General features: G+C 57.0%; 25 protein-coding genes. 10 read left to right on the top strand and 15 right to left on the bottom strand.

Going from position 1 to position 22,363, the window contains the following annotated elements:
- Positions 1-21 precede the first annotated feature (21 nt).
- The 5 genes from SCU88_RS18740 to SCU88_RS18720 all read right to left on the bottom strand — a co-directional run bounded on the left by SCU88_RS18740 (position 22) and on the right by SCU88_RS18720 (position 5,683).
- Entirely contained in the window at positions 22-696 is a 675-nt protein-coding gene (locus SCU88_RS18740) for an oligogalacturonate-specific porin KdgM family protein (RefSeq protein ID WP_138098885.1), read from the bottom strand.
- 83 nt (positions 697-779) lie between these two features.
- The gene (locus SCU88_RS18735) at positions 780-2,054 is read right to left on the bottom strand and encodes a histidine-type phosphatase (protein WP_175341985.1); all 1,275 of its coding nucleotides are present in this window, start codon (positions 2,052-2,054) and stop codon (positions 780-782) included.
- A gap of 34 nt (positions 2,055-2,088) precedes the next feature.
- Positions 2,089-3,435, bottom strand: a complete 1,347-nt coding sequence (locus tag SCU88_RS18730; protein WP_138098883.1) for an MFS transporter — start codon at positions 3,433-3,435, stop codon at positions 2,089-2,091.
- Between the two features lie 296 nt (positions 3,436-3,731).
- Positions 3,732-4,541: an inositol monophosphatase family protein gene (locus SCU88_RS18725; RefSeq protein WP_431810179.1), complete on the bottom strand. Its 810-nt coding sequence runs from the start codon at positions 4,539-4,541 to the stop codon at positions 3,732-3,734.
- A 170-nt stretch (positions 4,542-4,711) separates the two neighbouring features.
- The gene (locus SCU88_RS18720; RefSeq protein WP_175341983.1) at positions 4,712-5,683 is read right to left on the bottom strand and encodes a substrate-binding domain-containing protein; all 972 of its coding nucleotides are present in this window, start codon (positions 5,681-5,683) and stop codon (positions 4,712-4,714) included.
- Between the two features lie 176 nt (positions 5,684-5,859).
- On the opposite strand from SCU88_RS18720, the gene SCU88_RS18715 reads away from it, so the two are divergent.
- Together SCU88_RS18715 and SCU88_RS18710 are read left to right on the top strand one after the other, a co-directional pair.
- On the top strand, positions 5,860-6,522 hold the full coding sequence (locus SCU88_RS18715) for an epoxyqueuosine reductase QueH (protein WP_175341982.1): 663 nt from the start codon (positions 5,860-5,862) through the stop codon (positions 6,520-6,522).
- A gap of 30 nt (positions 6,523-6,552) precedes the next feature.
- A complete protein-coding gene (locus tag SCU88_RS18710; protein ID WP_175341981.1) occupies positions 6,553-6,780 on the top strand; it encodes a zinc-ribbon domain-containing protein in 228 nt (75 codons plus the stop codon).
- Here the strand turns inward: SCU88_RS18710 and SCU88_RS18705 are convergent.
- The 3 genes from SCU88_RS18705 to xseA all read right to left on the bottom strand — a co-directional run bounded on the left by SCU88_RS18705 (position 6,777) and on the right by xseA (position 9,600).
- Complete coding sequence (locus SCU88_RS18705) at positions 6,777-7,130, bottom strand: protealysin inhibitor emfourin (protein ID WP_138098878.1); 354 nt, start codon at positions 7,128-7,130, stop codon at positions 6,777-6,779. The genes SCU88_RS18710 and SCU88_RS18705 overlap by 4 nt on opposite strands.
- A complete protein-coding gene (locus tag SCU88_RS18700; protein WP_175341980.1) occupies positions 7,130-8,155 on the bottom strand; it encodes a M4 family metallopeptidase in 1,026 nt (341 codons plus the stop codon). The genes SCU88_RS18705 and SCU88_RS18700 overlap by 1 nt, the downstream gene beginning before the upstream one ends.
- A 71-nt stretch (positions 8,156-8,226) precedes the next feature.
- Positions 8,227-9,600, bottom strand: coding sequence for an exodeoxyribonuclease VII large subunit (gene xseA / locus SCU88_RS18695; RefSeq protein ID WP_175341979.1), 1,374 nt, complete (start codon positions 9,598-9,600; stop codon positions 8,227-8,229).
- A gap of 168 nt (positions 9,601-9,768) precedes the next feature.
- On the opposite strand from xseA, the gene guaB reads away from it, so the two are divergent.
- The 6 genes from guaB (at position 9,769) to repC (ending at position 16,620) form a co-directional block, all read left to right on the top strand.
- Positions 9,769-11,235 (top strand): IMP dehydrogenase, encoded by a 1,467-nt coding sequence (guaB, locus tag SCU88_RS18690; protein WP_138099312.1) that lies wholly within the window; start codon positions 9,769-9,771, stop codon positions 11,233-11,235.
- Between the two features lie 65 nt (positions 11,236-11,300).
- A complete protein-coding gene (gene guaA / locus SCU88_RS18685; RefSeq protein ID WP_138098876.1) occupies positions 11,301-12,878 on the top strand; it encodes a glutamine-hydrolyzing GMP synthase in 1,578 nt (525 codons plus the stop codon).
- Between the two features lie 308 nt (positions 12,879-13,186).
- Positions 13,187-14,395 carry a tyrosine-type recombinase/integrase gene (locus SCU88_RS18680; protein ID WP_175341978.1) on the top strand — a complete coding sequence of 403 codons (1,209 nt, stop codon included), beginning with the start codon at positions 13,187-13,189 and terminating at the stop codon, positions 14,393-14,395.
- A 283-nt stretch (positions 14,396-14,678) separates the two neighbouring features.
- Positions 14,679-14,909, top strand: coding sequence for an AlpA family phage regulatory protein (locus SCU88_RS18675; RefSeq protein ID WP_175341977.1), 231 nt, complete (start codon positions 14,679-14,681; stop codon positions 14,907-14,909).
- Between the two features lie 3 nt (positions 14,910-14,912).
- Complete coding sequence (locus SCU88_RS18670) at positions 14,913-15,779, top strand: AAA family ATPase (RefSeq protein ID WP_175341976.1); 867 nt, start codon at positions 14,913-14,915, stop codon at positions 15,777-15,779.
- The gene (gene repC, locus SCU88_RS18665) at positions 15,766-16,620 is read left to right on the top strand and encodes a replication protein C, IncQ-type (RefSeq protein ID WP_175341975.1); all 855 of its coding nucleotides are present in this window, start codon (positions 15,766-15,768) and stop codon (positions 16,618-16,620) included. Before SCU88_RS18670 ends, repC begins: the two co-directional genes overlap by 14 nt.
- Positions 16,621-17,185: 565 nt before the next feature.
- On the opposite strand, the gene SCU88_RS18660 is transcribed toward repC, so the two are convergent.
- From SCU88_RS18660 to SCU88_RS18630, 7 genes are all read right to left on the bottom strand, one after another.
- The gene (locus SCU88_RS18660; RefSeq protein WP_175341974.1) at positions 17,186-17,494 is read right to left on the bottom strand and encodes a hypothetical protein; all 309 of its coding nucleotides are present in this window, start codon (positions 17,492-17,494) and stop codon (positions 17,186-17,188) included.
- Complete coding sequence (locus SCU88_RS18655; protein WP_175341973.1) at positions 17,491-17,664, bottom strand: hypothetical protein; 174 nt, start codon at positions 17,662-17,664, stop codon at positions 17,491-17,493. The genes SCU88_RS18660 and SCU88_RS18655 overlap by 4 nt, the downstream gene beginning before the upstream one ends.
- Complete coding sequence (gene trbL / locus SCU88_RS18650) at positions 17,661-19,208, bottom strand: P-type conjugative transfer protein TrbL (RefSeq protein ID WP_431810039.1); 1,548 nt, start codon at positions 19,206-19,208, stop codon at positions 17,661-17,663. The genes SCU88_RS18655 and trbL overlap by 4 nt, the downstream gene beginning before the upstream one ends.
- Positions 19,209-19,398: 190 nt before the next feature.
- Complete coding sequence (gene trbJ, locus SCU88_RS18645) at positions 19,399-20,190, bottom strand: P-type conjugative transfer protein TrbJ (RefSeq protein ID WP_175341972.1); 792 nt, start codon at positions 20,188-20,190, stop codon at positions 19,399-19,401.
- Between the two features lie 268 nt (positions 20,191-20,458).
- On the bottom strand, positions 20,459-20,683 hold the full coding sequence (locus SCU88_RS18640; RefSeq protein WP_175341971.1) for a hypothetical protein: 225 nt from the start codon (positions 20,681-20,683) through the stop codon (positions 20,459-20,461).
- A gap of 2 nt (positions 20,684-20,685) precedes the next feature.
- A complete protein-coding gene (locus SCU88_RS18635; RefSeq protein ID WP_249539618.1) occupies positions 20,686-20,904 on the bottom strand; it encodes a TraC family protein in 219 nt (72 codons plus the stop codon).
- Between the two features lie 82 nt (positions 20,905-20,986).
- Entirely contained in the window at positions 20,987-21,229 is a 243-nt protein-coding gene (locus SCU88_RS18630; RefSeq protein WP_094249133.1) for a TraK family protein, read from the bottom strand.
- Positions 21,230-21,568: 339 nt separating this feature from the next.
- On the opposite strand from SCU88_RS18630, the gene SCU88_RS18625 reads away from it, so the two are divergent.
- Entirely contained in the window at positions 21,569-21,949 is a 381-nt protein-coding gene (locus tag SCU88_RS18625) for a plasmid mobilization protein (protein WP_175341970.1), read from the top strand.
- A 191-nt stretch (positions 21,950-22,140) separates the two neighbouring features.
- Positions 22,141-22,326: a hypothetical protein gene (locus tag SCU88_RS18620; protein WP_175341969.1), complete on the top strand. Its 186-nt coding sequence runs from the start codon at positions 22,141-22,143 to the stop codon at positions 22,324-22,326.
- Positions 22,327-22,363 lie beyond the last annotated feature (37 nt).

The raw sequence follows: 22,363 nt of genomic DNA, 5'->3' as shown, positions 1-22,363 counted from the left end.
GCTATGCGTGGGCTGTTGCGTTTATAGCATCCGCCAGACAAATCCCGCTTTCAGCATTGTCTGGCGGTGGGCGCTACTGCTGGATACCGAGGTATTTTTAAACTCGATAAATGGCGCCAGACTGTCGGTTAACCGGTAGCTGATTTGCAGCTTTCCTTCCGCATCTTCCCGGTGACCGCGATACAGCGTCTGGTTGCTTTTCTTATATTTAATGCCGTAGCTCAGTGACACCCTGTCTATTTTATAGCCGTTCATTAACTGCCACATTTGTGTCTGCTTACGTGGTTTACCCGTGGATCTTTTTATTTCATAGCGATACATCAGCGACAGCTTTTGATGCTTTGCATAGCTGTAACTGAACTTTAACTGTGGCTTATATTTACGGGCATTGGTTTTTCTGCTCCAGCCCATTTCCGGGGTCACATCCAGTAATGAAGACAAACGAAATCTCTGCTTCAAATGATATTTTAATTCATCGTGACCTCCGTGACTCCATGCGGCGACCCCCGATTCCCGGGCGGCGCGTTTATATTCCAGACCGGCGCCGAAGCCGTTAGAAAAACCATGGCTGATGCCCAGACTTTCTTTATGGATCTTATCGACATCGGCGATCTCATGGTAATACTTCAGTTCCAGCGCGCAGGCGTGATGAGCCGCACCGCACAGGAACAGCAGCAGCGAAATAAGATATTTCATGGTGGATGAGCTCCATGCCGCGCTATTGCGGCGAAGCGGCCCGTAGCGAAAGGGCTCCGCTACGGGCGGTCAGTCAGCAGTGGTTACCACTCAGAGTGCCAGTCGATCTCCGGTAGGGCGTCTGAATCGATAGCCTTATGCATATGATCCAGGCTGGAGGCCAGCGGGCAGAGGGTTCCGACCTCGGTTTTACGGCAGTCCGGGGCCTGGTATTCGGTTTTCAGTAGTGGGTGCTGGCTATCCAGCGGCGTCAGGTTGCGGACCTGATCCAGACTCTGGGACTGGAACAGGATGCGGATATAGCGCTGTCCGCTGTCGTTGTCGCGCCAGCGCTCAAATACCAGGCTACCCGCCGGTGGAATATTGCCCTGAGGGTAGTTGCTCTGCTGCCAGTTAAAGCCCAGCAAAGTGCGCAGAAACGCAACGTTGGTGTCATGGGCCACGATCAGCAACCAGCGCGCTTCGGGCGGACCTTTCGGGGCGCGTTTGCCGGTCTGAAGCGCCAGCGCTATCTGGTTAAGCAACACCGAACCACCGCGTCGGGCCACCAGCGGGATATCATTGGTCAGGCTGTATCTAAGGGTGAGCAGCGGCATCAGGGCTGCGACCTCTCCGGCGTTACGGGCATGCCCAAAGGCGACCTGTTCCGGTGGCAGATTTTCGCTCCAGCCCAGGCGAATGGTCTCTGCCATATTCGACAGTACATTCAGCCCCTGAATCGCGACTTTGCCATTGGCGCTGACCTGCGGCGTCCAGGCCTCATCGAAGGCCGGGCAATTGTCGCCAGCGCAGACTGCCTTCTTCAGCCGTGCGACATCCCCGGCATAGCGCTGTTTCAGCTGTTCGGGAGAGCCCTTCATGGCCTGATCGATAGCGGCTTTCGCCTGCTGTGGATCCAGTGTGACCAGCCCCATTTTCAGCGAGTGGAACAGCGGGTCGCGATCGCCTTTCAGGCCGTGAATCGCGACGCCGCAGCCGGGAAAGGCGCCGTCGGTCAGCGCTCTGGCGGTGGCGCGGGTGCGCTGTAGCGGACTTGCCCAGACGTAAAGATCGCCCGGCGCAGGGCAGCCTGCCGGTAACAGACCGTGCTGACGCCAGCTTTTCGCTTCGGCCTGGCCTTTCAGCAGGGCGGCGGCATAGCCGTGACCGGTCAATTCGCCGTCACTGTTGTACCAGACCGGCCAGCTGCGACCGCTACCGGCCTCCATGGCTTCGCGGTTGCCCGGCGTTGGGGGACGAACCCCGTGGCGGCTGACCTCCACCACTTTTTCCAGGGTCCAGGAGGGGGCGGCCAGCGCACTGCCTGTGGAAATGGCGGCAAGGAAAACCCCCGCCAGTAATTGACGTAATTTACACATATTCTTGTCCTTATAGGTCTGATGTCGGCCTGAATCAGGCGCTGACGGAGTGCCTGAGGCTGTTGCGTCGGATAACAATGGCGGCGGTGATACAGGACATCAGCACAGAGGCCAGCCCGGTCGCCACCCAGAATATCGACAGGGCATGAAAATTGTAGAGCGTTTGCCCCGCCTCGATGACGGACGTTTTACTGATGATAACACCGGTAATAAATTCCCCAACGCCAGCACCAACATAGCTGGCGATGCCGATAGTGCCCAACGCTGCGCCAGCGGCTTTTTTCGAGGAGATATCCACCGCGATAAGTCCCCCCAGAAAGCAGGTGAGGGCGCCAATGGAAGCGCCAAACAGCACCATGGCGAAGATATCGCTGTAATAGTGGCGAGGGAACCACAGGATCAGCGCCAGACCCGCCAGATTCAGCATGCCGATCAGAGCCGCCATAATGCTGCGGTTATTGGAAAAGAAGCGATCGGAGAGGACGCCGGCGATAAGGGTACCGGCAATGCCCGCAATGGCGTTAACCCCAACAATGCCGGATGCCTCCAGGGTCGTGTAGTGCTTGGCCTGCTGCAGGAAGAAGATCCCCCATGAGTTAATGGCGTAGCGATCGACATACATAAAGGCGGAGGCCAGCGCCAGGGTCCAGAGGGCCGGGTTGCGCAGCGAGAATAACTGCTTTTTCAGCACCGAGCCGCTGGCCTGAGTGTCATCCTCTTCCTGAGGTGACATAGCAGGGTAACCGGCGCTCTGGGGGGAATCGCACATTAAAAACAGTATCAACACTATGCCCACCGCGCCCAGCACGGCCGTGGTCAGATAGCCCGCATGCCAGCCGAAACCAGCAATCACGGCGGCGATCACGATATAGGTCATCGCTTCACCAATGTTATGGGCAGTGGACCAGATACCGTAAAATGTTCCGCGCTCCTGATCGCCATACCAGCGCGCCAGCGACACCGCGCAGGGGCCTACGCCCATCGACTGGGCCCAGCCGTTAATGCCCCAGAACAGCGTTAGCAATACGACGTTGGTGGTCACCCCCATCATCAGGTTCATGATGGCGCTCAGCAGCAGGCCGAAGGCCATAAAGCGCACTACATTGGCGTGATCGGCCAGAAAGCCGTTCACCAGCTTGCCTATGGCATAGGTGAAGAACATTGCCGAGCCAATCACGCCAAGGTCGGTGGGGGTCAGCCCCAGATCCACCAGGGCGCTCTTGGCCACGGTGAAGGAGAGGCGACAGACGTAAAACATCACATAGGCGACGGTCATCGCCAGAAAGGTGCGCCAGCGCAGCAGGCGAAACGCTTTTTCGTTAAATCCCCCTCGCGGTCGGACCGCGGGAGACGCTTTAAAAAAAGCCAGGATACCAGACATTGTTCTTACTCCACGGCAGGGATTGAATATCAACGTGGCTATGTGTTCACTGACTGTTCCTGAGGTCATGACTCTGCCTGGCTCCGGTGTTTCGTTACGGGCGCATTTCGCCGCTCCGATACCGCCGGGGCGCGTCAGAGTATTTCAGTTGGGCATACTGCCATGCCTGCCGCAGCCTGACCTGTGCACAAAGATGACTTTCCGCTGTCGCACATTAGCCAACGCCGTCGTTCAGCGGCGGCTTGTTATTGTTCTGGCCGCCGTGTTTTTGCAACCGGAGTCCGGTCGTGAAACTGCTACTTCAGTGGTTGGACGATCATCTCCGCCAGTTGCGGGTAGAGCGCCGGTGTGCTCATTAATACCGGGTTGCCGTGATCCAGACCGCCGTCGTCCAGATAGCGATTGGTGATGCCACCGGCTTCCTGAACCAGTACCAGACCGGGCAGGCTATCCCAGGGATTCATATGGGGTTCGTAGTAGCCAATCAGCCGACCGGCGGCGACCTGGGCCGTCATCAAAGCACCGGAGCCGCTACGGATAAACATGCCGCCAGCGCCGAGTAGATGGCTGATAAAGGGAACGAAATCTTCCGGGGTGACCCGATGCGAGGTGCCCACGCCCATAACGCCTTCTTCCACAGAGTGAGCGCCATGTACGCTGATACGCTCCTGGTTCAGGAAAGCGCCTTGGCCCCGGCAGGCGTGGAACAGCTCCTGATGATTGGGATCGCAGACTACGCCGATAACCGGTTCCCCACGGTACAGTACTGCCAGCGAGACGCACCAGGTGTGTAGTCCATTCAGAAAGCAGGCGGTGCCATCGATAGGGTCGACCACCCACAGAAACTCCGCCTCACGAGGCTGACCGCCACTCTCCTCGCCCAGAAAGCCGTCCTGCGGGAAGGTCGTTTCCAGAGTATCGCGAATCTGATTTTCCACATCGCGATCCGCCTGGCTTACCACATCCTGCAGATCGCCGCCTTTATGCTCCACGGCAAGCTGCTGACGCTTGCGGTAAAACGTCATCGCCCGCTGTGCTGCGCTGTCCGCTAACTGGCAGGCGAACTGATAACGTCGTTCTATTTCTGTCGATATTTCTGTGGGGATAGCCCGGTTCATACGTCGTTTTCCTTTTGGTTGCACACGTGTGCAATTTCAGGGTTAAAAAAATGCCCGACCGGCACAGGGCAGTATGGGCACATTGCTCACCCGGTTCTGTGATCCTCTCCAAATAAAATAAAAATTCTGTTTTTTTATAAATAAAATAATAATTTCGACTAGCGGCGGGCGATCAACTGTACGGGAACCACCTTTTTTACCGGCGGGCGCTGATCGTCTTCCATACGCTGGATAAGCAGCGACACCGCTTCACCGGCCAGCCGCTCGACATCCTGGCGCAGGGTGGTTAACTGCCGGGCGGCATATCCGGCCTCCGGAATATCGTCAAAGCCGACCAGCGGCAGCGAAGAAAGCGACGGATGCTGACTAAGGGCGTCACGCAGGCCCAGCGCCAGAGTATCGGTGGCGCAGAACACGCCATCGATATCGGTGCATGTTTGTAACTGCGCAACAGCGTTAAAGCCTGCGTGGTAGTCGCTGCCGTTAACGTCAATGCAGGTAGCATTGGTCAGCGCCTGGCAGAACGCGTCCCGACGCTGCCGGGTACTAAAGTTGGCGGGCTGTTCGCCAATAAATGCCGGGCGCTGGCAGCCGCGCTGCTGCAACCAGCGGGCGGCCTGGCGAGCGCCGTCGACGTTATCGCTATAGACCACATCGGTGCCGGGCAGATCGGTATCGCGATTGATAATAACCACCGGGATACTGCGGGCCACGTATTCCTGGGCCAGAGACAGCGGCGGGGCGCCGGAAGTCATGATAATTCCCGCCACGTGATAGCTCATCAGATCCCGCAGGCCGGGCGCCTGCTGGTAGCTGTCTTCGGCGTTGACCAGCAGAGGGATCAGCCCCTGGCGCGCCAGCTGGTGGGTGAGGGGGCCAATCAGCTGGTTGCGAAAGGCGTTACTGAAACCCGCAGTCACCAGCCCGACAAAATTGCTGCGCCCTTTGTTCATGCTACGGGCCAGAATATTGACCTGATAGCCCAGCTCCCGGGCGGCCTCTTCCACCCTGCGGCGGGTTTCGGGCGCGACGGAAGCCCCGGGCGTAAAAGCGCGCGAAACGGCGGAGCGGGAAACGCCGGCCAGCCGGGCCACATCGCTGGCGGTAACCCATTTTTTCTCGGTGCTCATGGCTTCTCCGATGGACGATAGCTGGCTTCTACTGTACTGGAAGTGGCCTGCGCTATCTATCGTTCAGGTCGGGCATCGCGTTGATTGTTCGCAGATATTAACGGCACGGCTTCGACAGCATAGCAACCAGCGTATACACTTTTCCCCCAGAATTTTATTTGAGTCAGGAATACCCTATGGCCTCGCTGCAAAGACCCGTACTGTCGCTTCCGGATGGCGCCGATAAGCTGCTGCTGCACTCCTGCTGTGCGCCCTGCTCAGGAGAGGTGATGGAGGCGATTCAGGCGTCGGGCATCGACTACACGATCTTTTTCTACAACCCGAATATCCACCCGCAAAAAGAGTATCTGATCCGCAAGCAGGAAAATATCCGCTTTGCGCAGCAGCACGGCGTACCTTTTGTCGACGCTGATTACGATACGGATAACTGGTTTGAGCGGGCAAAAGGGATGGAGTGGGAGCCGGAACGCGGCGTTCGCTGTACCATGTGTTTTGATATGCGCTTCGAACGCACCGCGCTGTACGCCTGGGAGAACGGCTTTCGCGCGATTAGCAGTTCACTTGGCATTTCGCGCTGGAAAAATATGCAGCAAATCAATGATTGCGGGCGTCGCGCCGTGGCGCCTTACGCCGGAATGCATTACTGGGACTATAACTGGCGCAAGCAGGGCGGTGCGGCACGGATGGTGGAAATCAGCAAGCGCGAGCATTTTTATCAGCAGGAGTATTGCGGCTGCGTTTATTCATTACGCGATACCAATCTGCACAGGAAAAATCAGGGGCGACCGCTGATTAAGATCGGCGTTCGTTACTATGGCGATGACAGTGATGCGGAGTAACGCCAGCTCCCGGCAACAGAGGTAAAACGGATGGAAGTACTACATTGCCCTGACTGCGAAGGTTTACTGGTACAAGAGGGCGACCTGGCCCACTGCAACGACTGCGGGCAGGATTTTCAACTGGAGGCGCGCTGCCCCGAATGCCATCAGCCGCTGGAAGTGCTGAAAGCCTGCGGTGCGGTGGACTATTTCTGCCGTAACGGCCACGGTTTGATCTCGAAAAAGCGGGTGATCTTTGCCCCTGGCGCCGGGGCTTAGGGATCGCCGCACTCCTCGCCGTGCTCCCACAGATCTTTTAGCGCTGGCGGGGCGTCAGTCTCCGGCACCAGCAGGATCACATCCTGATATTGGGTGCTGACGTGGCGGGTCCAGGTTATCTGGATCCGGTAGTAGCGTTGGTCGCCCTGGCCGGGGGAATCCGGGCGACCGGGGGGCATCCCCAGCGGCAGTATCTGGCGCAGAATTTCGCACACCCGGCGGCGGCGCTCTTCGTCCAGCGCGGCCAGCACGATGCGCCGCTGGCCGGAAAGGCGTGGGATCCAGGCGAAGCCGCCCTCGCGGGCCAGCTCCACGATGGCATCGTCGGTCAGTTCGGGGAACGGCGCCATTAGAGTACGCCCACCGTTTTCCACGCCTGCTCAATGGCTCCGGCGACCTCGTCATCAAAACGCTGGCGGGCGTGAGCCAGAGTCAATTGTGCGAAGGTGGCGAAGTCGGCATCCTGCGGCAGTTCGCTGTCGCACAGCGTGTCGTACCAGATCCGTCCGGCGCGCTCCCAGGCGTAACCGCCCAGGGCGCTGGCCGCCAGATAAAAGGCGCGATTGGGGATGCCGGAATTCAGATGGACGCCGCCGTTATCCTCCCGGGTTTTGACAAAATCGTTCATATGGCCCGGCTGGGGATCCTTGCCCAGCAGCGGATCGTCATAGGCGCTTCCGGGGTCGGACATAGAGCGCAACCCCTTGCCGTTAATTCCTGACGCCAGCAGATCGGCGCCAATCAGCCAGTCTGCCTCATCGGCACGCTGGCGCAGGTGATACTGCTTTACCAGACTGCCGAACACGTCCGACAGCGACTCATTCAGGGCTCCGGCCTGTTCAAAGTAGACCAGCGCGGCTTCGTGTTCGGTCACGCCGTGGCTCAGCTCATGGGCCACCACGTCAATAGCGATGGTAAAGCGGTTAAAAATCTCACCATCGCCGTCGCCAAACACCATCTGCTGACCGTTCCAGAAGGCGTTCTGGTACTCCTGACCGTAATGGACGGTACCGACCAGCGACATACCCTGATTATCCAGCGAGTCGCGCTGGTACTCGCGCCAGAAGAAGTCGTGGGTAATCCCCAGATAGTCGTAAGCTTCATCTACGGCGCTGTCGCCGCTGGCGGGCTGACCCTCTTTACGGGCCTGCACGCCGGGAAGCTGTTCCTGATTTTGCGCATCGTAGATGTCGCGCAGCAGCGCGCCTTTGGCGCCGGTGGCGGCATGACGCTGTCGGGGATAGCCCTGGGCCATCAGCGTCTGTACATGGGTCAGCGTCTGGCGGGCGCAGCGCTGCTGGAGCGCCGAGCCGTGGGCGATAATTCGGGTCAGAATATAGGGCGGGATAACGCCGGAGTATTGGTTGCGTCTCATTCGGGCCTCCCTGATGTCGATGCCTTCCGCCAGGTGGCTTAAGTATAGCCGCCGGAAGGCGCACCGGTGGTTCAGGGGGCCTTTTTGGCGCGTCGTTTTTTCTCGGGCGTGATGCGGGTCACCTGACTTTCTACCCAGCCGTCCGCCAGGCGGGTGGTCAGGCTATCGCCGGCGTGCACCTGGGCGGTCTGTTTCAGCACTTTGCCGTCAGATGCGGAAGTCACGCTATAACCACGGGCCAGCGTCGCCAGCGGGCTGACGGCTTCAAGGTGAGTCAGGGCGCTGCCAAAGCGCTCGCGGGTGGCGCTCAGGCGACGGGACATAGTCTGAGACAGTCGATATTCCAGATTCTGAATCCGGCTGGCGGCGCGGTGGATACGGGGCTGTGGCTGCTGCTGGTCAAGACGGCGGACCAGGCGAAGCTGGCGCTCGTTAGCGCGTTTCATCTGCTGCTCCAGAGCGCCGTCCATCCGCTGGCGTAGCCGAATAAGCGCGGTCTGCTGGCGGGCCAGGCGTAGCTGTGGATGCTGCTGCTGCAGACGATGATTCACCAGGGAAAAACGTCGGGCGCAACCGGCCAGGTAGTAATCCATCGCCATCTCCAGCCGACGCTGTTGCCCCTGGATCTGACGCAGCAGCTCCTGCTGATTACGGCTGACGATCTCCGCGGCGGCCGAAGGGGTCGGAGCGCGCAGATCGGCCACGAAGTCTGCGATGGTCACGTCGGTTTCATGCCCTACGGCGCTGACGATGGGAATACGGCTGGCGAAAATCGCCCGGGCCACCCATTCGTCGTTAAAGCTCCACAGATCTTCCAGCGAGCCACCGCCGCGCCCGACGATAAGCACATCACACTCATTGCGAAGGTTTGCCAGTTCGATGGCGCGAACGATCTGCGCGGGCGCTTCGGCGCCCTGTACCGCGGTGGGGTAGATAACCACCGGCAGCGAAGGATCGCGACGCTTCAGAACGTGCAGGATATCGTGCAGCGCGGCGCCGGATTTCGAGGTTATCACCCCAACCCGGTGCGCCGGAGTTGGCAGCGCCTGCTTGAGCGCCGGGTCGAACAGCCCCTCGTCATTAAGCTTTTGCTTGAGCAGCTCGAACTGCTGTTGCAGCAGGCCATCGCCTGCGGGCTGCATGCTTTCGGCAATAATCTGGTAGTCGCCGCGCGGCTCATAGAGTGTGATATTCGCCCGAATCAGCACCTGCTGGCCCTGTTCCGGGCGGAAGGTGACGCGGCGATTGCTGTTGCGGAACATGGCGCAGCGTACCTGGGCGCCGTCATCCTTCAGCGTGAAGTACCAGTGACCTGAGGCAGGGCGGCTAAAGTTAGAGATTTCGCCGCTTATCCAGACCTGGCCCATTTCGCGTTCCAGCAGTTGACGCACCGTCTGATTAAGACGGGTGACGGTAAAAACGGAGGCGGGGAGAATCGAAGACATGTGAGCTGGATCAAATTCCAAATCAGCAGGTTATTCAGTCGATACTACCGTTACGACAGGTGAAGGCAAGTTTTTTAGCAAAAAAATGTGGATGCAACCGATTACCACCTGTATAATGCCGCGGCAATATTTTATCTGTTCTCTAACCCCCAGGTCGAGATATTGCCCATGCTACGTATCGCTAAAGAAGCACTCACGTTTGATGACGTTCTGCTGGTTCCCGCACACTCCACCGTTCTGCCGAACACCGCCGATCTCAGTACTCAACTGACCCAATCCATTCGCCTGAATATTCCTATGCTTTCTGCGGCTATGGATACCGTCACCGAAGCGCGTCTGGCGATTGCGCTGGCTCAGGAAGGCGGACTTGGTTTTATTCACAAGAACATGTCCATTGAGCGCCAGGCCGAAGAGGTTCGGCGGGTGAAGAAACACGAAAGCGGCGTAGTGACTGACCCGCAGACCGTGCTGCCTTCCACCACCCTGAAAGAGGTCAGAGAGCTGACCGAGCGTAACGGCTTTGCCGGTTACCCGGTGGTTAACGAAGCTAACGAACTGGTCGGTATCATCACCGGCCGTGACGTGCGTTTCGTGACCGATCTCAGCCAGCCAGTCAGCGCCTATATGACCCCGAAAGAGCGTCTGGTCACCGTGCGTGAAGGCGAGTCCCGCGATGTGGTGCTGACCCGCATGCACGAAAAGCGCGTTGAGAAGGCGCTGGTGGTGGATGAAGGTTTCCACCTGCGCGGCATGATCACCGTGAAAGATTTCCAGAAGGCCGAGCGTAAGCCAAACGCCTGTAAAGATGAGCATGGCCGCCTGCGCGTAGGCGCGGCGGTAGGCGCTGGCGCCGGTAACGAAGAGCGTATCGACGCGCTGGTTGCCGCAGGCGTTGACGTGCTGCTGATCGACTCTTCCCACGGTCATTCAGAAGGGGTGCTGGAGCGCATTCGCGAAACCCGCGCCAAATACCCGGATCTGCAGATTATCGGCGGTAACGTCGCGACGGCCGCTGGCGCGCGTGCCCTGGCGGAAGCTGGCGTTAGCGCAGTGAAAGTGGGTATCGGCCCCGGCTCCATCTGTACTACCCGTATCGTCACCGGGGTAGGGGTTCCGCAGATCACTGCCGTCTCCGACGCCGTTGAAGCGCTGGAAGGCACCGGTATTCCGGTTATCGCCGATGGCGGTATCCGTTTCTCCGGCGACATTGCCAAGGCTATCGCCGCTGGCGCCAGCGCCGTGATGGTGGGCTCCATGCTGGCGGGCACCGAAGAGTCCCCGGGGGAGATCGAACTCTACCAGGGCCGTTCCTTCAAATCCTACCGCGGTATGGGCTCGCTGGGCGCCATGTCCAAAGGCTCTTCCGATCGCTACTTCCAGAGCGATAACGCCGCCGACAAACTGGTGCCGGAAGGGATTGAAGGGCGCGTAGCCTATAAGGGCCGCCTGAAAGAGATAGTGCATCAGCAGATGGGGGGCCTGCGCTCCTGTATGGGCCTGACCGGCTGTGGTACTATCGACGCCCTGCGCACCAAAGCGGAGTTTGTTCGCATCAGCGGCGCGGGGATTCAGGAAAGTCACGTCCACGATGTGACCATCACCAAAGAGTCCCCCAACTATCGCCTGGGCTCCTGATATGACTCGCCCGGCCCTGCGCCGGGCGATTGACTTTAATTGCTACTGCCTCGGAATAAACGTCAATGACGGAAAACATTCATAAACATCGCATACTTATTCTCGACTTCGGTTCTCAGTATACCCAGCTGGTTGCGCGCCGCGTGCGTGAACTGGGCGTGTACTGCGAACTCTGGGCGTGGGATGTGACTGAAGAACAGATTCGTGGGTTTAACCCCAACGGGATTATTCTTTCCGGCGGTCCGGAGAGCACCACGGAAGCCAACAGCCCGCGTGCGCCGCAGTATGTCTTTGAGGCGGGAGTGCCGGTATTCGGCGTGTGCTACGGCATGCAGACCATGGCGATGCAGTTGGGTGGCCAGGTTGAAGGCTCCAGCGAGCGCGAATTCGGCTATGCCCAGGTGGAAGTCACCACCGACAGCATGCTGGTGGAAGGCATTGAAGACGCCCTGAGCGCCAGCGGTAACCCGCTGCTGGATGTCTGGATGAGCCACGGCGACAAAGTGACCGCCATCCCCGACGGTTTTGTGACCGTTGCCAGCACCGAAACCTGTCCGTTCGCCATTATGGCTAACGAAGAAAAACGCTTCTACGGCGTGCAGTTCCACCCGGAAGTGACGCATACCCGCCAGGGCCTGCGGATGCTGGAACGCTTCGTGCGTGACATCTGTGGCTGCGAAGCGCTGTGGACGCCAGCGAAAATCATCGACGATGCCGTTGAGCGCATCCGCCAGCAGGTGGGTAACGATAAAGTGATTCTCGGCCTGTCCGGCGGCGTGGATTCTTCTGTGACGGCGATGCTGTTGCACCGCGCCATTGGCGATCGCCTGACCTGCGTCTTCGTGGACAACGGTCTGCTGCGTCTGAACGAAGCCCAGCAGGTGATGGAAATGTTCGGCGACCATTTCGGACTGAACATTGTTCATGTGCCCGCAGAAGAGCGCTTCCTGTCACAACTGGCCGGTATCGACGAGCCGGAAGCCAAGCGTAAAACTATCGGTCGCGTCTTCGTAGAAGTGTTCGACGAAGAAGCGCTGAAACTGGAAGACGTGAAGTGGCTGGCCCAGGGCACTATCTACCCGGACGTTATCGAGTCTGCCGCTTCCGCCACCGGTAAGGCGCATGTCATCAAGTCGCACCACAACGTGGGCGGCCTGCCGAAAGAGATGAAGATGGGCCTGGTTGAACCGCTGAAAGAGCTGTTCAAAGACGAAGTGCGCAAGATTGGCCTGGAGCTGGGTCTGCCGTTCGAGATGCTGTATCGCCATCCGTTCCCGGGACCGGGTCTGGGCGTTCGCGTACTGGGCGAAGTGAAGAAAGAGTACTGCGATCTGCTGCGTCGCGCCGACGCCATTTTCATTGAAGAGCTGCGTAAAGCCGACCTGTACGACAAAGTCAGCCAGGCGTTCACCGTGTTCCTGCCGGTGCGTTCGGTAGGCGTTATGGGCGATGGCCGTAAGTACGACTGGGTGGTTTCCCTGCGTGCCGTCGAAACCATCGACTTTATGACCGCTCACTGGGCGCATCTGCCTTATGAATTCCTGGGCCGCGTCTCTAACCGCATCATCAACGAAGTGGATGGCATCTCCCGCGTGGTGTATGACATCTCTGGTAAGCCGCCAGCGACCATTGAGTGGGAATGATCCAACGTCTGGCATTGTCAGGCATCTACTGGCATTAATAACATCTAAGTCCGCGTAAATGCGGACTTTTTTCGATTTTGCGTCTGGCAGTGTCTGGCAATATAGGGCATCGTCAAGCAACTCCTTCTTATGGCAGAATGGGTGGTACGATTTGAACCTGATGCCATGTTCGGAACTCGATACCATGCGACCCTCAGTGGGGTGTTCATGGTATCAATATAGGCTAACGCATTGTTTTGTAAGGTGATTATGGAGGGATTGCGGAGGTTCTTGAGCATGGTATTTTTGAGTGGAGATTCAATCCGATCATGCTGACTGATACCAAGCTGCGCAACCTCAAGCCCAAGGACAAGCTCTACAAAGTGAATGACCGTGACGGCCTCTACGTGGCCATCACGCCTGCGGGTTCGATTTCATTCCGCTACAACTACTCGATCCACGGTAGGCAGGAGACCATCACCTTCGGCCGGTACGGTGTCGGAGGGATTACGCTAGCCGAAGCCCGCGAACGGCTCGGCGAGGCCAAGAAGATGATCGCCGCAGGGAAATCTCCAGCCAAAGAGAAGGCGCGGGACAAAGCCCGCGTTAAGGACGCTGAAAACTTTGGTGCTTGGGGCGAAAAGTGGCTACGCGGCTATCAAATGGCTGACGTTACCCGCGATATGCGTCGAGCTACCTTCGAGCGCGAGCTTAAGCCGAAGTTCGGTAACCAGAAGCTGACAGAAATCACCCATGAGGATTTACGGGCGCTGACTGATGCGATCGTGGAGCGCGGGGCGCCGGCAACGGCCGTGCTTTGCCGCGAAATTGTGATGCAGGTCTTCCGTTGGGCCATAGAACGCGGCCAGAAGGTTGAGAACCCGGCCGATCTGGTGCGCCCCTCGACTATCGCCAAGTTCGAGCCGCGAGATCGAGCACTGACGCCAGATGAAATTGGCTTGATGTACCAGTATATGGAGCGCATTGGCACCACACCTTCGATCCGTGCGGCCGCCAAGTTGCTGTTGCTTACGATGGTACGCAAAAGCGAACTGACCAACGCAACGTGGAGCGAAATCAATTTCACCGACGCGCTCTGGACAATCCCCAAGGAGCGGATGAAGCGCCGTAATCCCCATTTGGTGTTCCTTTCTAGGCAGGCGCTCGACATTTTCATAGCTCTGAAAATCTTCGCGGGCAGCTCGGAGTACGTGCTGCCGTCGCGCTATGACTCGGACTTACCGATGAGCAGCGCCACGCTCAATCGGGTGCTCACGCTGATCTATCGTCTGGCTCAGAAGGAAGGACAGTCGCTTGGCAAGTTCGGACCGCACGACTTGCGGCGTACAGCCAGCACGCTGCTGCATGAGGCAGGCTATAACACTGACTGGATCGAGAAGTGCCTTGCGCACGAACAGAAGGGCGTTCGCGCCGTCTACAACAAGGCCGAGTACCGCGATCAGCGCAGGGCGATGCTACAGGATTGGGCGGACATGATCGACGAGTGGACAATCAGGAAGCCCCGCCTCAAGGACTGATTCGGAGCCTTGAGACCTGCTTTTTGTAGCGAAATGCCCACTTCGGTGGGCTTTTCTTTGTCCGTAAAAATATGTTTGACGGACATTTATTATCTCCAAAAATTCTTTAAAAAAACTCCCGGAAAACAAGAGATTTGGCGAATAACGCTGTCCGCCAAACGGACGTTTGACGTGCACTATGTGATTGATTTTTTTTGAAAAAAATGGCGATAGATGTCTGGAAATATAGGGCATTTTAGAGCAATACTTAAGCCTCGCATGATGACAAAACGAGGTATTCGGTATGCAAACAAAATTCACGCATAAGCCCACGGTCCTTATCGACAAAAAGAGGCTGTTAGAAATAATTCCGTTTTCTGAAAGAACAATTTTCAATCTTGAGCAACAAGGGGCATTCCCTCGTCGCATTGCACTCAGCAGCCGAAAAGTTGTTTGGGATTTGGCCGAGATATTGGAATGGCTTGATGCACGTAAGAAAGGCGGCCCGGCTCCCCGGCCCGGAATGGGGGCCTGAATTGTGGCGATTGACTTACGGGCGGCGTTCGAAAACGAACCGCCCACACTGGACTTTATTTGGCCGGGCTTCCTTGCAGGGACAGTAGGCGCGTTGGTGGCTCCCGGAGCCACAGGAAAGAGCTTCTGGGCACTGGAAGCCGCAATGACCATCGCTTGCAGCATTGCCGGTGGTGATCTTTTAGGGCTTTCCCCGGCCAGTACTGGCCGCGTGGTCTATTGCGCTGGAGAAGACCCGAAAGTCGCACTGGTGCGCCGTATTCATTCCATTGGCCAGCACCTGAACCAGCAGTCACGCGAAGCCATCGCGCAGAACCTCACCCTTGAGCCGATCATGGGTAAGCGCTTGAACGTGATGGATGAGCGGCACCTTGCCCGCGTCATTGAATTTTGCGCCGGTGCCCGGTTGATCGTACTGGATACCCTGAGCCGCATTCATGACAGAGACGAGAACAGCAACGGCGACATGGCAAGACTTGTTGCCACGCTTGAGCATGTTGCGGCCAGCACCGGAGCCTCAGTTCTATACCTGCATCATGTCAGCAAAGGTAGCGCCCGCGAAGGTCAGACGGATCAACAGCAGGCAGCACGAGGCGCATCCGCTCTAATCGACAATGCCCGCTGGTGTGGCTATGTCGCCAGAATGACCGAGGCTGAGGCCGAACGCCTCAGTGATCGCATATATGACCGACGGCCTATCGGAAATGAGCGGCGCAAACACTTTCTGCGGTTCGGCGTGAGCAAGGGCAACTACGCCGAAGACGACGATGATCGCTGGTATCAGCGTCATGACGGCGGCGTTTTGCTGCCGGTGGAGTTGTTGGACGCCAAGCAGGACAGCGGAAAGGGGCATCAACGTGAGCAAGCATGACTTAACTCACGCCCGGCACGACCCGGTGCATTGTCTGGCACCCGGCCTGTTCCGTAGCCTCAAACGTGGCGAACGCAAGCGTAGCAAGCTGGACGTTGTATATGACTACGGCAACGGCAAGCGTATCGAGTTCAGTGGGCCGGAACCGCTGGGGGCCGACGATCTCCGTATTCTGCAAGGACTGGTAGCAATGGCTGGACCTTCTGGCCTTGTGCTTTCTCCCGATCCTCAGACAGAAGCCGGTCGGCAGCTGCGGCTATTTCTCGAACCCAAGTGGGAAGCTGTCCAGCAGGATGCGATGGTGGTCAAGGGTAGCTATCGGTCGCTGGCCCGTGAGGTTGGCTATGCGGATATCGACAATACTAGGCCAGTACGCGATTGCATTGAGAGGCTCTGGAAAGTCTCTATCATTGCGCAAAATGGAAGGAAGCGGCAGGGCTTCCGATTGCTGTCTGAGTACGCAAGTGATGAGCAGGACGGCAAGCTGTATGTGGCATTGAACCCTCTTATTGCTCGCGCAATCATGGGCGGGCAGCACATCCGCATAGACATGGCCGAAGTTAGGAAGCTACAGACCGACCCCGCCCGCCTGATTCATCAACGACTATGCGGCTGGATTGACCTCGGTAAGTCGGGGCGGGTAGAGCTGGACACGCTATGCGGCTATGTTTGGCCGGATGAACCGACCAACCCGAATACCATCAAAAAGCGCCGCCAGACGGCACGCAAGGCGCTGGCCGAGCTTGCTGCCGTGGGTTGGAGGCTGGACGAGTATGCTAAGGGCAAATGGGAAATCGGGCGACCCAAGGCATCCGACTGTAACGCTGCTCCCCCTGTTTAACGGCACCCCACCCCCTGTTTAACAGTACCCAGCCCCCTGTTTAACGGCACCCGGCCAGTTTCTGAAAACCCAGCAACGGCGGGCCTTTGCGGGCCGTTCGCAAATTCCATCCAAGATTCTCTAAGAATCTCCAGCATGCGCGCTAAGCGCCGCGCCTTGATGGCGCAGCTCATCGCTTGCTGCTCTTGGTCGGCCTACGGCCGTTGGGCACCAAAAAGGTGGGGTGGGCCAGCCGTCGCCGACGCGGTTAGTTCCGTGGATTACCCACCGGTCGCAGAGCCTGGTCGAGCTGTTGAAACCGGCAAAAAGACATCAGGCACCAAAAAGGGAAGGACAGGGCCAAAACCGGCATAAGGCTCTAATGGACTGAAAAAGCGTACAAAATCGCTCCCGCATGGGTCGTGGTGGTGTTTTTTTCGGCGTCGCAATGGAGTTTATTGCTGTCAGGTGTGAAAACTTCTCACAGGGCGATACAGGCCGTTTTTACGGTGTGTAATAGACGGAGCGGAGAACGTCCTTCCTTTTGGTGCCAAAAAAAGCCCTGCACTTGGCAGGGCGGGCGGGATCATTTGCGGCGCTGCTGGCGCTCTTTTAGTGTTTGTTCCGACATGATGGCCATGCGCAGTTGCTCTATCATCACCACCTGATGCTTGCTTCCGAACAGCGGGAGGCGGTTGATGGACTGCGCCGCCCCAAACAAGCCATTAGCAGCCTTAAGGCGATAACGGTTCATGCGTTGTTCTCGTGGTTCCAGCCACCGCGCAAATGCATCGAGTTGCGGTCCATAGCCCCGTGAGCGCAGGTATTCGCGCAGGAAGTACATGCCGAAGGCGACAGCGAAGGCCGCCACACAGAAAATCAGATATTCAATCATTGTTCGGTCTCCGGTGCATTGGCCGCCTTGGCAGCAGTTGATTGGGTTTCATCGCTCTTGCGGTTTCCAGTCGCTGCCAGCGCGTCAGCCTTGGCCGTCGCTTCCGCTGACATGCCGGGCACCTTCATGCGAGCAAGGGTGCCGGGAATTGGTTTGCTATAGAGGTTCATGCCTCACCTTCCTGTTTCGGGTTGTTGGATTTCTCCGCGCCGGTCGGTTGTGCCGGGGCTGCGGACGGTTCTTGTGCTGGACGAATAACATTGGTTTCTTCCGCAACATCTGCGGATACACCGCTGTTAGGTGGGTGTTTTTCGTCACCCTCATCGCCGTCAGGCATTTGCGGCGGGGTGCCGCCGCCCATACTCGCCGCGCCTTCCATGCCCGGCACAGAGATAGCGGCGAGCGTCCCGAGGCCACGGGTGGCCGCACTAGCCAAGTTGTTAGCGCCGGAGGCCGCTTTTTTCAGTGTTTGCGCCGCCTGCTGCGGCCCACTGAGACCACTGTTGCGCGGAGTGTCGATCGGGCTGTTGATGCCGCTATCTGACAGCGATTTGCCCGCCTGCGAGCCACCGACGCGAGAACCGGCCGACTGAGCGGCTGTGCTACCGCCCGTCGCCGTTCCTTTGGTCGACGTACTGTTCATGGACGGCATGGCGGACGGTGCAAGGTTCTGCTGGCCACCGGCCATGCTCGCATTGATGCTTTCGGCCAATCCACTTCCAGCGCCACCACCAGAACCGCCGCCCAACGCACCCGCAGCGCCACCGGCTGCATTTGCGCCGCCTGACATCATGGAACCCACAGCCAAGCCGCCGACGGCGGCCGTAGCAGTCATTGCCATACCACCGATCGCCGCACCGCCGCCCATCGATGAGCCGGTGATCATGCCCGCAATCAGATCCGGGATAGAACGAGACAGGTAGGCGCACACCAACGACAGACCCAGTAAGGTTAGCGTTGATCCAATATCACCTTGGTAGTGAGCGAACCATTCCTTTGATACCGTCACGATCAGGCCGACAATCAACGTCAGAATGAACAGCTTGGCACCAACGGCCACGGCATAGCGAAGTGGAGCAATTGCGAAATCCCGCGTCCACGACGAACCGCCAAAGCCGACGAACAGCACGGCCGCATTTATCAGTACGTAAGACTCGACAAGCGTCACGAACATAAATGCGGCGATGAACGCGAAACACAGCAGAATGATGATGCCCGAAATAGCAATGACAATCGCAGTTTCGGGAGAGAAAAGAGAAATGCTGGATAGCACTTTCTCTGATAGCTCCACAGCAGTGGCGAACATATCGCCGGGCATCAGTTCCTTGACAAATCCCGAAGCATGTGCCCCTGCTTCACGGAAGCTGTTCACGATAGCCGTGCTCCACTCCGTGGAGTACGTCAGCAAGGCGAGGAAAAAGCCTATCGTCATGACGAACTTGATCAGCTCGCGGAACATTTCTCCTACTTCCGCACTTTGCCAAAGCAAGTTGCCGAACGTCCAAACGAACTGAATCCCAGCGAGCAGGAACAACAAATTTCGGGCATACCCTTGTAACTTTGGCCCCCACTCGCTGGATTTCTCCAGAATCATATCCAAGAGGCTTTGCATTGAAGTGTCGCTTTGCCCCAAATCGACACCGGCGGCCGAGGCGCTTCCGGCTGTCAGAAGCAGGCCGATAATGATGCAATTCAGCATTAGTGAACGCTGCATAATCAGTACCCCTTAGCGCCGCCGCGTGTGCTTTGGCCGCTCCAGAATTTTGCGTCTGCCTCTTTCGGGGTCTGGGGTGTCGTTACCGCGCAATCATTGCCCGCGTAGACAATCACACCAGCCAAAACGGCCCCACCAAGAGCGGAACCGAGGCACAGCATCAAAAGGAAGATCTTAGAAATCGTCATAATCAGTACCCTTTAGCGCCGCCGCGTGTGCTTTGACCGCCCCAGAAATGTTCATCAGCGGCGTTCTTCATGGCCTCCTGCTCGGTTTGCTTGGCCATGTAGTTGCCTTGCAGGGTGATTTGCGTAGCCACCAGATCGCGCAGCTTCTGGAGCTGCTGCACGTTCTGCGCCGCAATCTCGTTCCCGGCTTGAATGGCCTGCTGACGGCCAACGGCCGACTGCGAACGGCTCACCAACTGATCCAGCATCGCGCTCTCATTCTCGAATGTGCTGGTATTTACGCCAGCGGCCTGCATGGCCGTGCGGGCGTTATCGAAGCCCGATTGCGCCCAATCTCGATAACGCTGCGGCATGTTGCTTTGGCCTTGGCCAATCGAGTTCAGATAGCTGTCATAGCCCTTGAACTGCTGGCGAAACTGTTCGTCCAGATTGCTGATGTTGCGGCCGAGCGACTGCGCCGAGTTGTAGACACTGGCCACGCGCTGAAGGTCGCCAGTGATGGTGTTGAACATGCGGTTGGGCAGTGACATGCCCTGCTTAATCATGTTGTCGTACTGCTGGATCTGCGTCTGCAACTGCTGCGCGGTGTTCAGTTGTGTGTTGACCGCTTCGGCGTACTCGTACATCTGCTGATAGAACGTCGAGCAGTTCGAGCAGTAGATGGCATAGGCCGGAGCCGGTGCCATGTAGAGACTTACACTAAGGCTTGCGCTTGCCATTGCTAGAGCGAGCGCCGCGCCTCGACCGAATTTTCGGGCGGCATAAGCTGACGTTTTTTGCGATTCTATTTCCATACCGAATGCCTCGTTTTGTCATCATTAGAGGTTTGATTATTTACCGATATGGAGCAGTTTTAAATATGCGGATAATTTTTTATCTGCATATAATTCAATGGTTTATGTCCGTAAACTGTCCGTCAATCTTCAAGAGATTGTTTCTCAACACTATGATTTTGATCGCGTTTTTCTTGACGCGTGAATGGGGTTCGGCTGTCCGGTTTGTTACGTTTTGCGGACAAAAAAAGCCCACCGAAGTGAGCTTTTGATAAGGCGGTGTGCGGCGTCAGTGGGTCGCGTAATAGGGATTCTGTACGCGATAGAGGTCACGCTCTGTTTCAGGGATGTGCAACGTTTCAAGGTGCCACTCTTCGAGTGAAGAAGCCAGCTCGGCCGCAATGCGCTGGGCTTCCATAACGCTCTTGCTAGACCTCCCACTGGCTCGACCGAGGCAGGCTTGCAATTCGTTGAGTTGATTGGCCAATGCGCTGATGCGGTGAGCTGTCTTCATGATCAATTCCCCTTGCTGATCCTTTCCACGATTTTGTCGAATTCCTCCCGGACTTGATCGTCCGTAAGATCAAGATTAACCAATCCTGACTTTATTGCAATTCTTCCGATTCTTTCTGCTGCCTCATTGTCGAGTTTTGCCAATCTGGCTTTCGCCATTTCAAGCTCAGAAAGCGCATCAGCTCGCCGCTCTGAAAGTGTCTTTCTAGCCAATTTATCCACTCCTCTTTGGTGTTATTTTGGCTTTACGCCGTTGAATGTAATTGCATTCTAACGACCGTCGGCATGCTTGACCATAACAGGATCATCGCTTCCCATCGTGCTTGTAGGGAGCGAGAATTGGCTGACCTCGTTTGATATATCGTGTGACGTATTTTGTGAACTGGGTGTATCCCATTTCGAGCCGGTCCGCGAATGCCTCATAAATCCACACCAGCGGTACCCCGCGCTCGTGCTCCTTCCGCACCTCATCAAGTACCGCTACGAACGATGCGCGGCCACGGCGTTGAGGGCGACGTTCAGTATTTGCATTTTGATGGTCGGTCATGTGCCTTTCTCCGTTCTCGATGTTCGGTCCAAACCAGTATATCCAAGCAAATAAAATTAGCGCAATTTTACGCAATTCTGTGCTCGTAATAACGCGACACTGCGTGATTTAAGGAAAACTAGCGCAATTATAGGAAAATGAACGCAACTGATGTTAGCGAAGCTGGCCATTAGCGTTAAATTGCACTGAGCAGTACGGCAAGATGTGTGTTGTAGGCCTACGCTGCTACGCAGCTAGGGCCTCCACCACCGCCCCTTACTCGCCTGCGGCTCGACGGCATCTTGCTCTGCGAGGCTGACAGTCGCTGCCGCGCCCCACCAATTACGCTGTGGAGGTTTGATGAACGACAACAAGACATCAAAGAGAGAGGCAGACCGGCCGCGCCGTCAGGTGCCCCCTATTAAGGTCTGGGTGACTGATGATGAAAAGGGAGAATTGGTACGCAGAGCGGATGCGGCGGGCTTGTCCTGTGCTGCGTTTTTAAGGGCCATCGGACTGAATCAGCCGATAGGGTCACGGGCTGATTTGGAGGCAGTGCGCGAACTTGTGAAGATGAATGGCAATCTTGGTCGAGTTGCGGGTTTGTTGAAGCTCTGGCTAGCTGAAAGGCGCGGTCAAGGTGCAAGGCCCGTTGACGTTGAGCAGATGATGATCGAATTTCGCGAATTACAGGCGGGAATTCGAGAGAAAATGAGCGCTATAGTCTTTTCCAGAAAATGACGAAGGGTTATGCTCAGTTTTTCGGGTTTTCTGTTTGATGCTTCTTCGGGATTGGTTGCTGGTTTAACCTGCAATACATATCCATTTTGATGTACTTTGGATTGTGCAATCCAATAAAATTCGGTGGGCAACATGAAATATATCAAAATTCTGCATGCTTGATTGTTCCGTAGGGATGGGGGTATCGCGAAATGAAAGACAGATCACATATTGAGGTAATGGTCGAATATCTCCGCGCCAATCCGGCCTATTCAGAACAGTTGCTTGCCGAAGTACGTCGCGATGGAAGTTTGGATGAGTTGGCGATTCTTTTACGACAGATGAAAGAGGCATTTGAGTGCGACTGTACATGTTCGGGATCCGCAGCGAAACAATGATGACCAAGCTGCGTCGGTCGTGACGGCCCAAGCTGGA

Source organism: Jejuibacter sp. L23 (assembly GCF_050815825.1).
GTDB classification, from domain to species: Bacteria; Pseudomonadota; Gammaproteobacteria; order Enterobacterales; family Enterobacteriaceae; genus Jejubacter; species Jejubacter calystegiae.
This window is presented reverse-complemented; position numbering and strand designations above follow the sequence as displayed.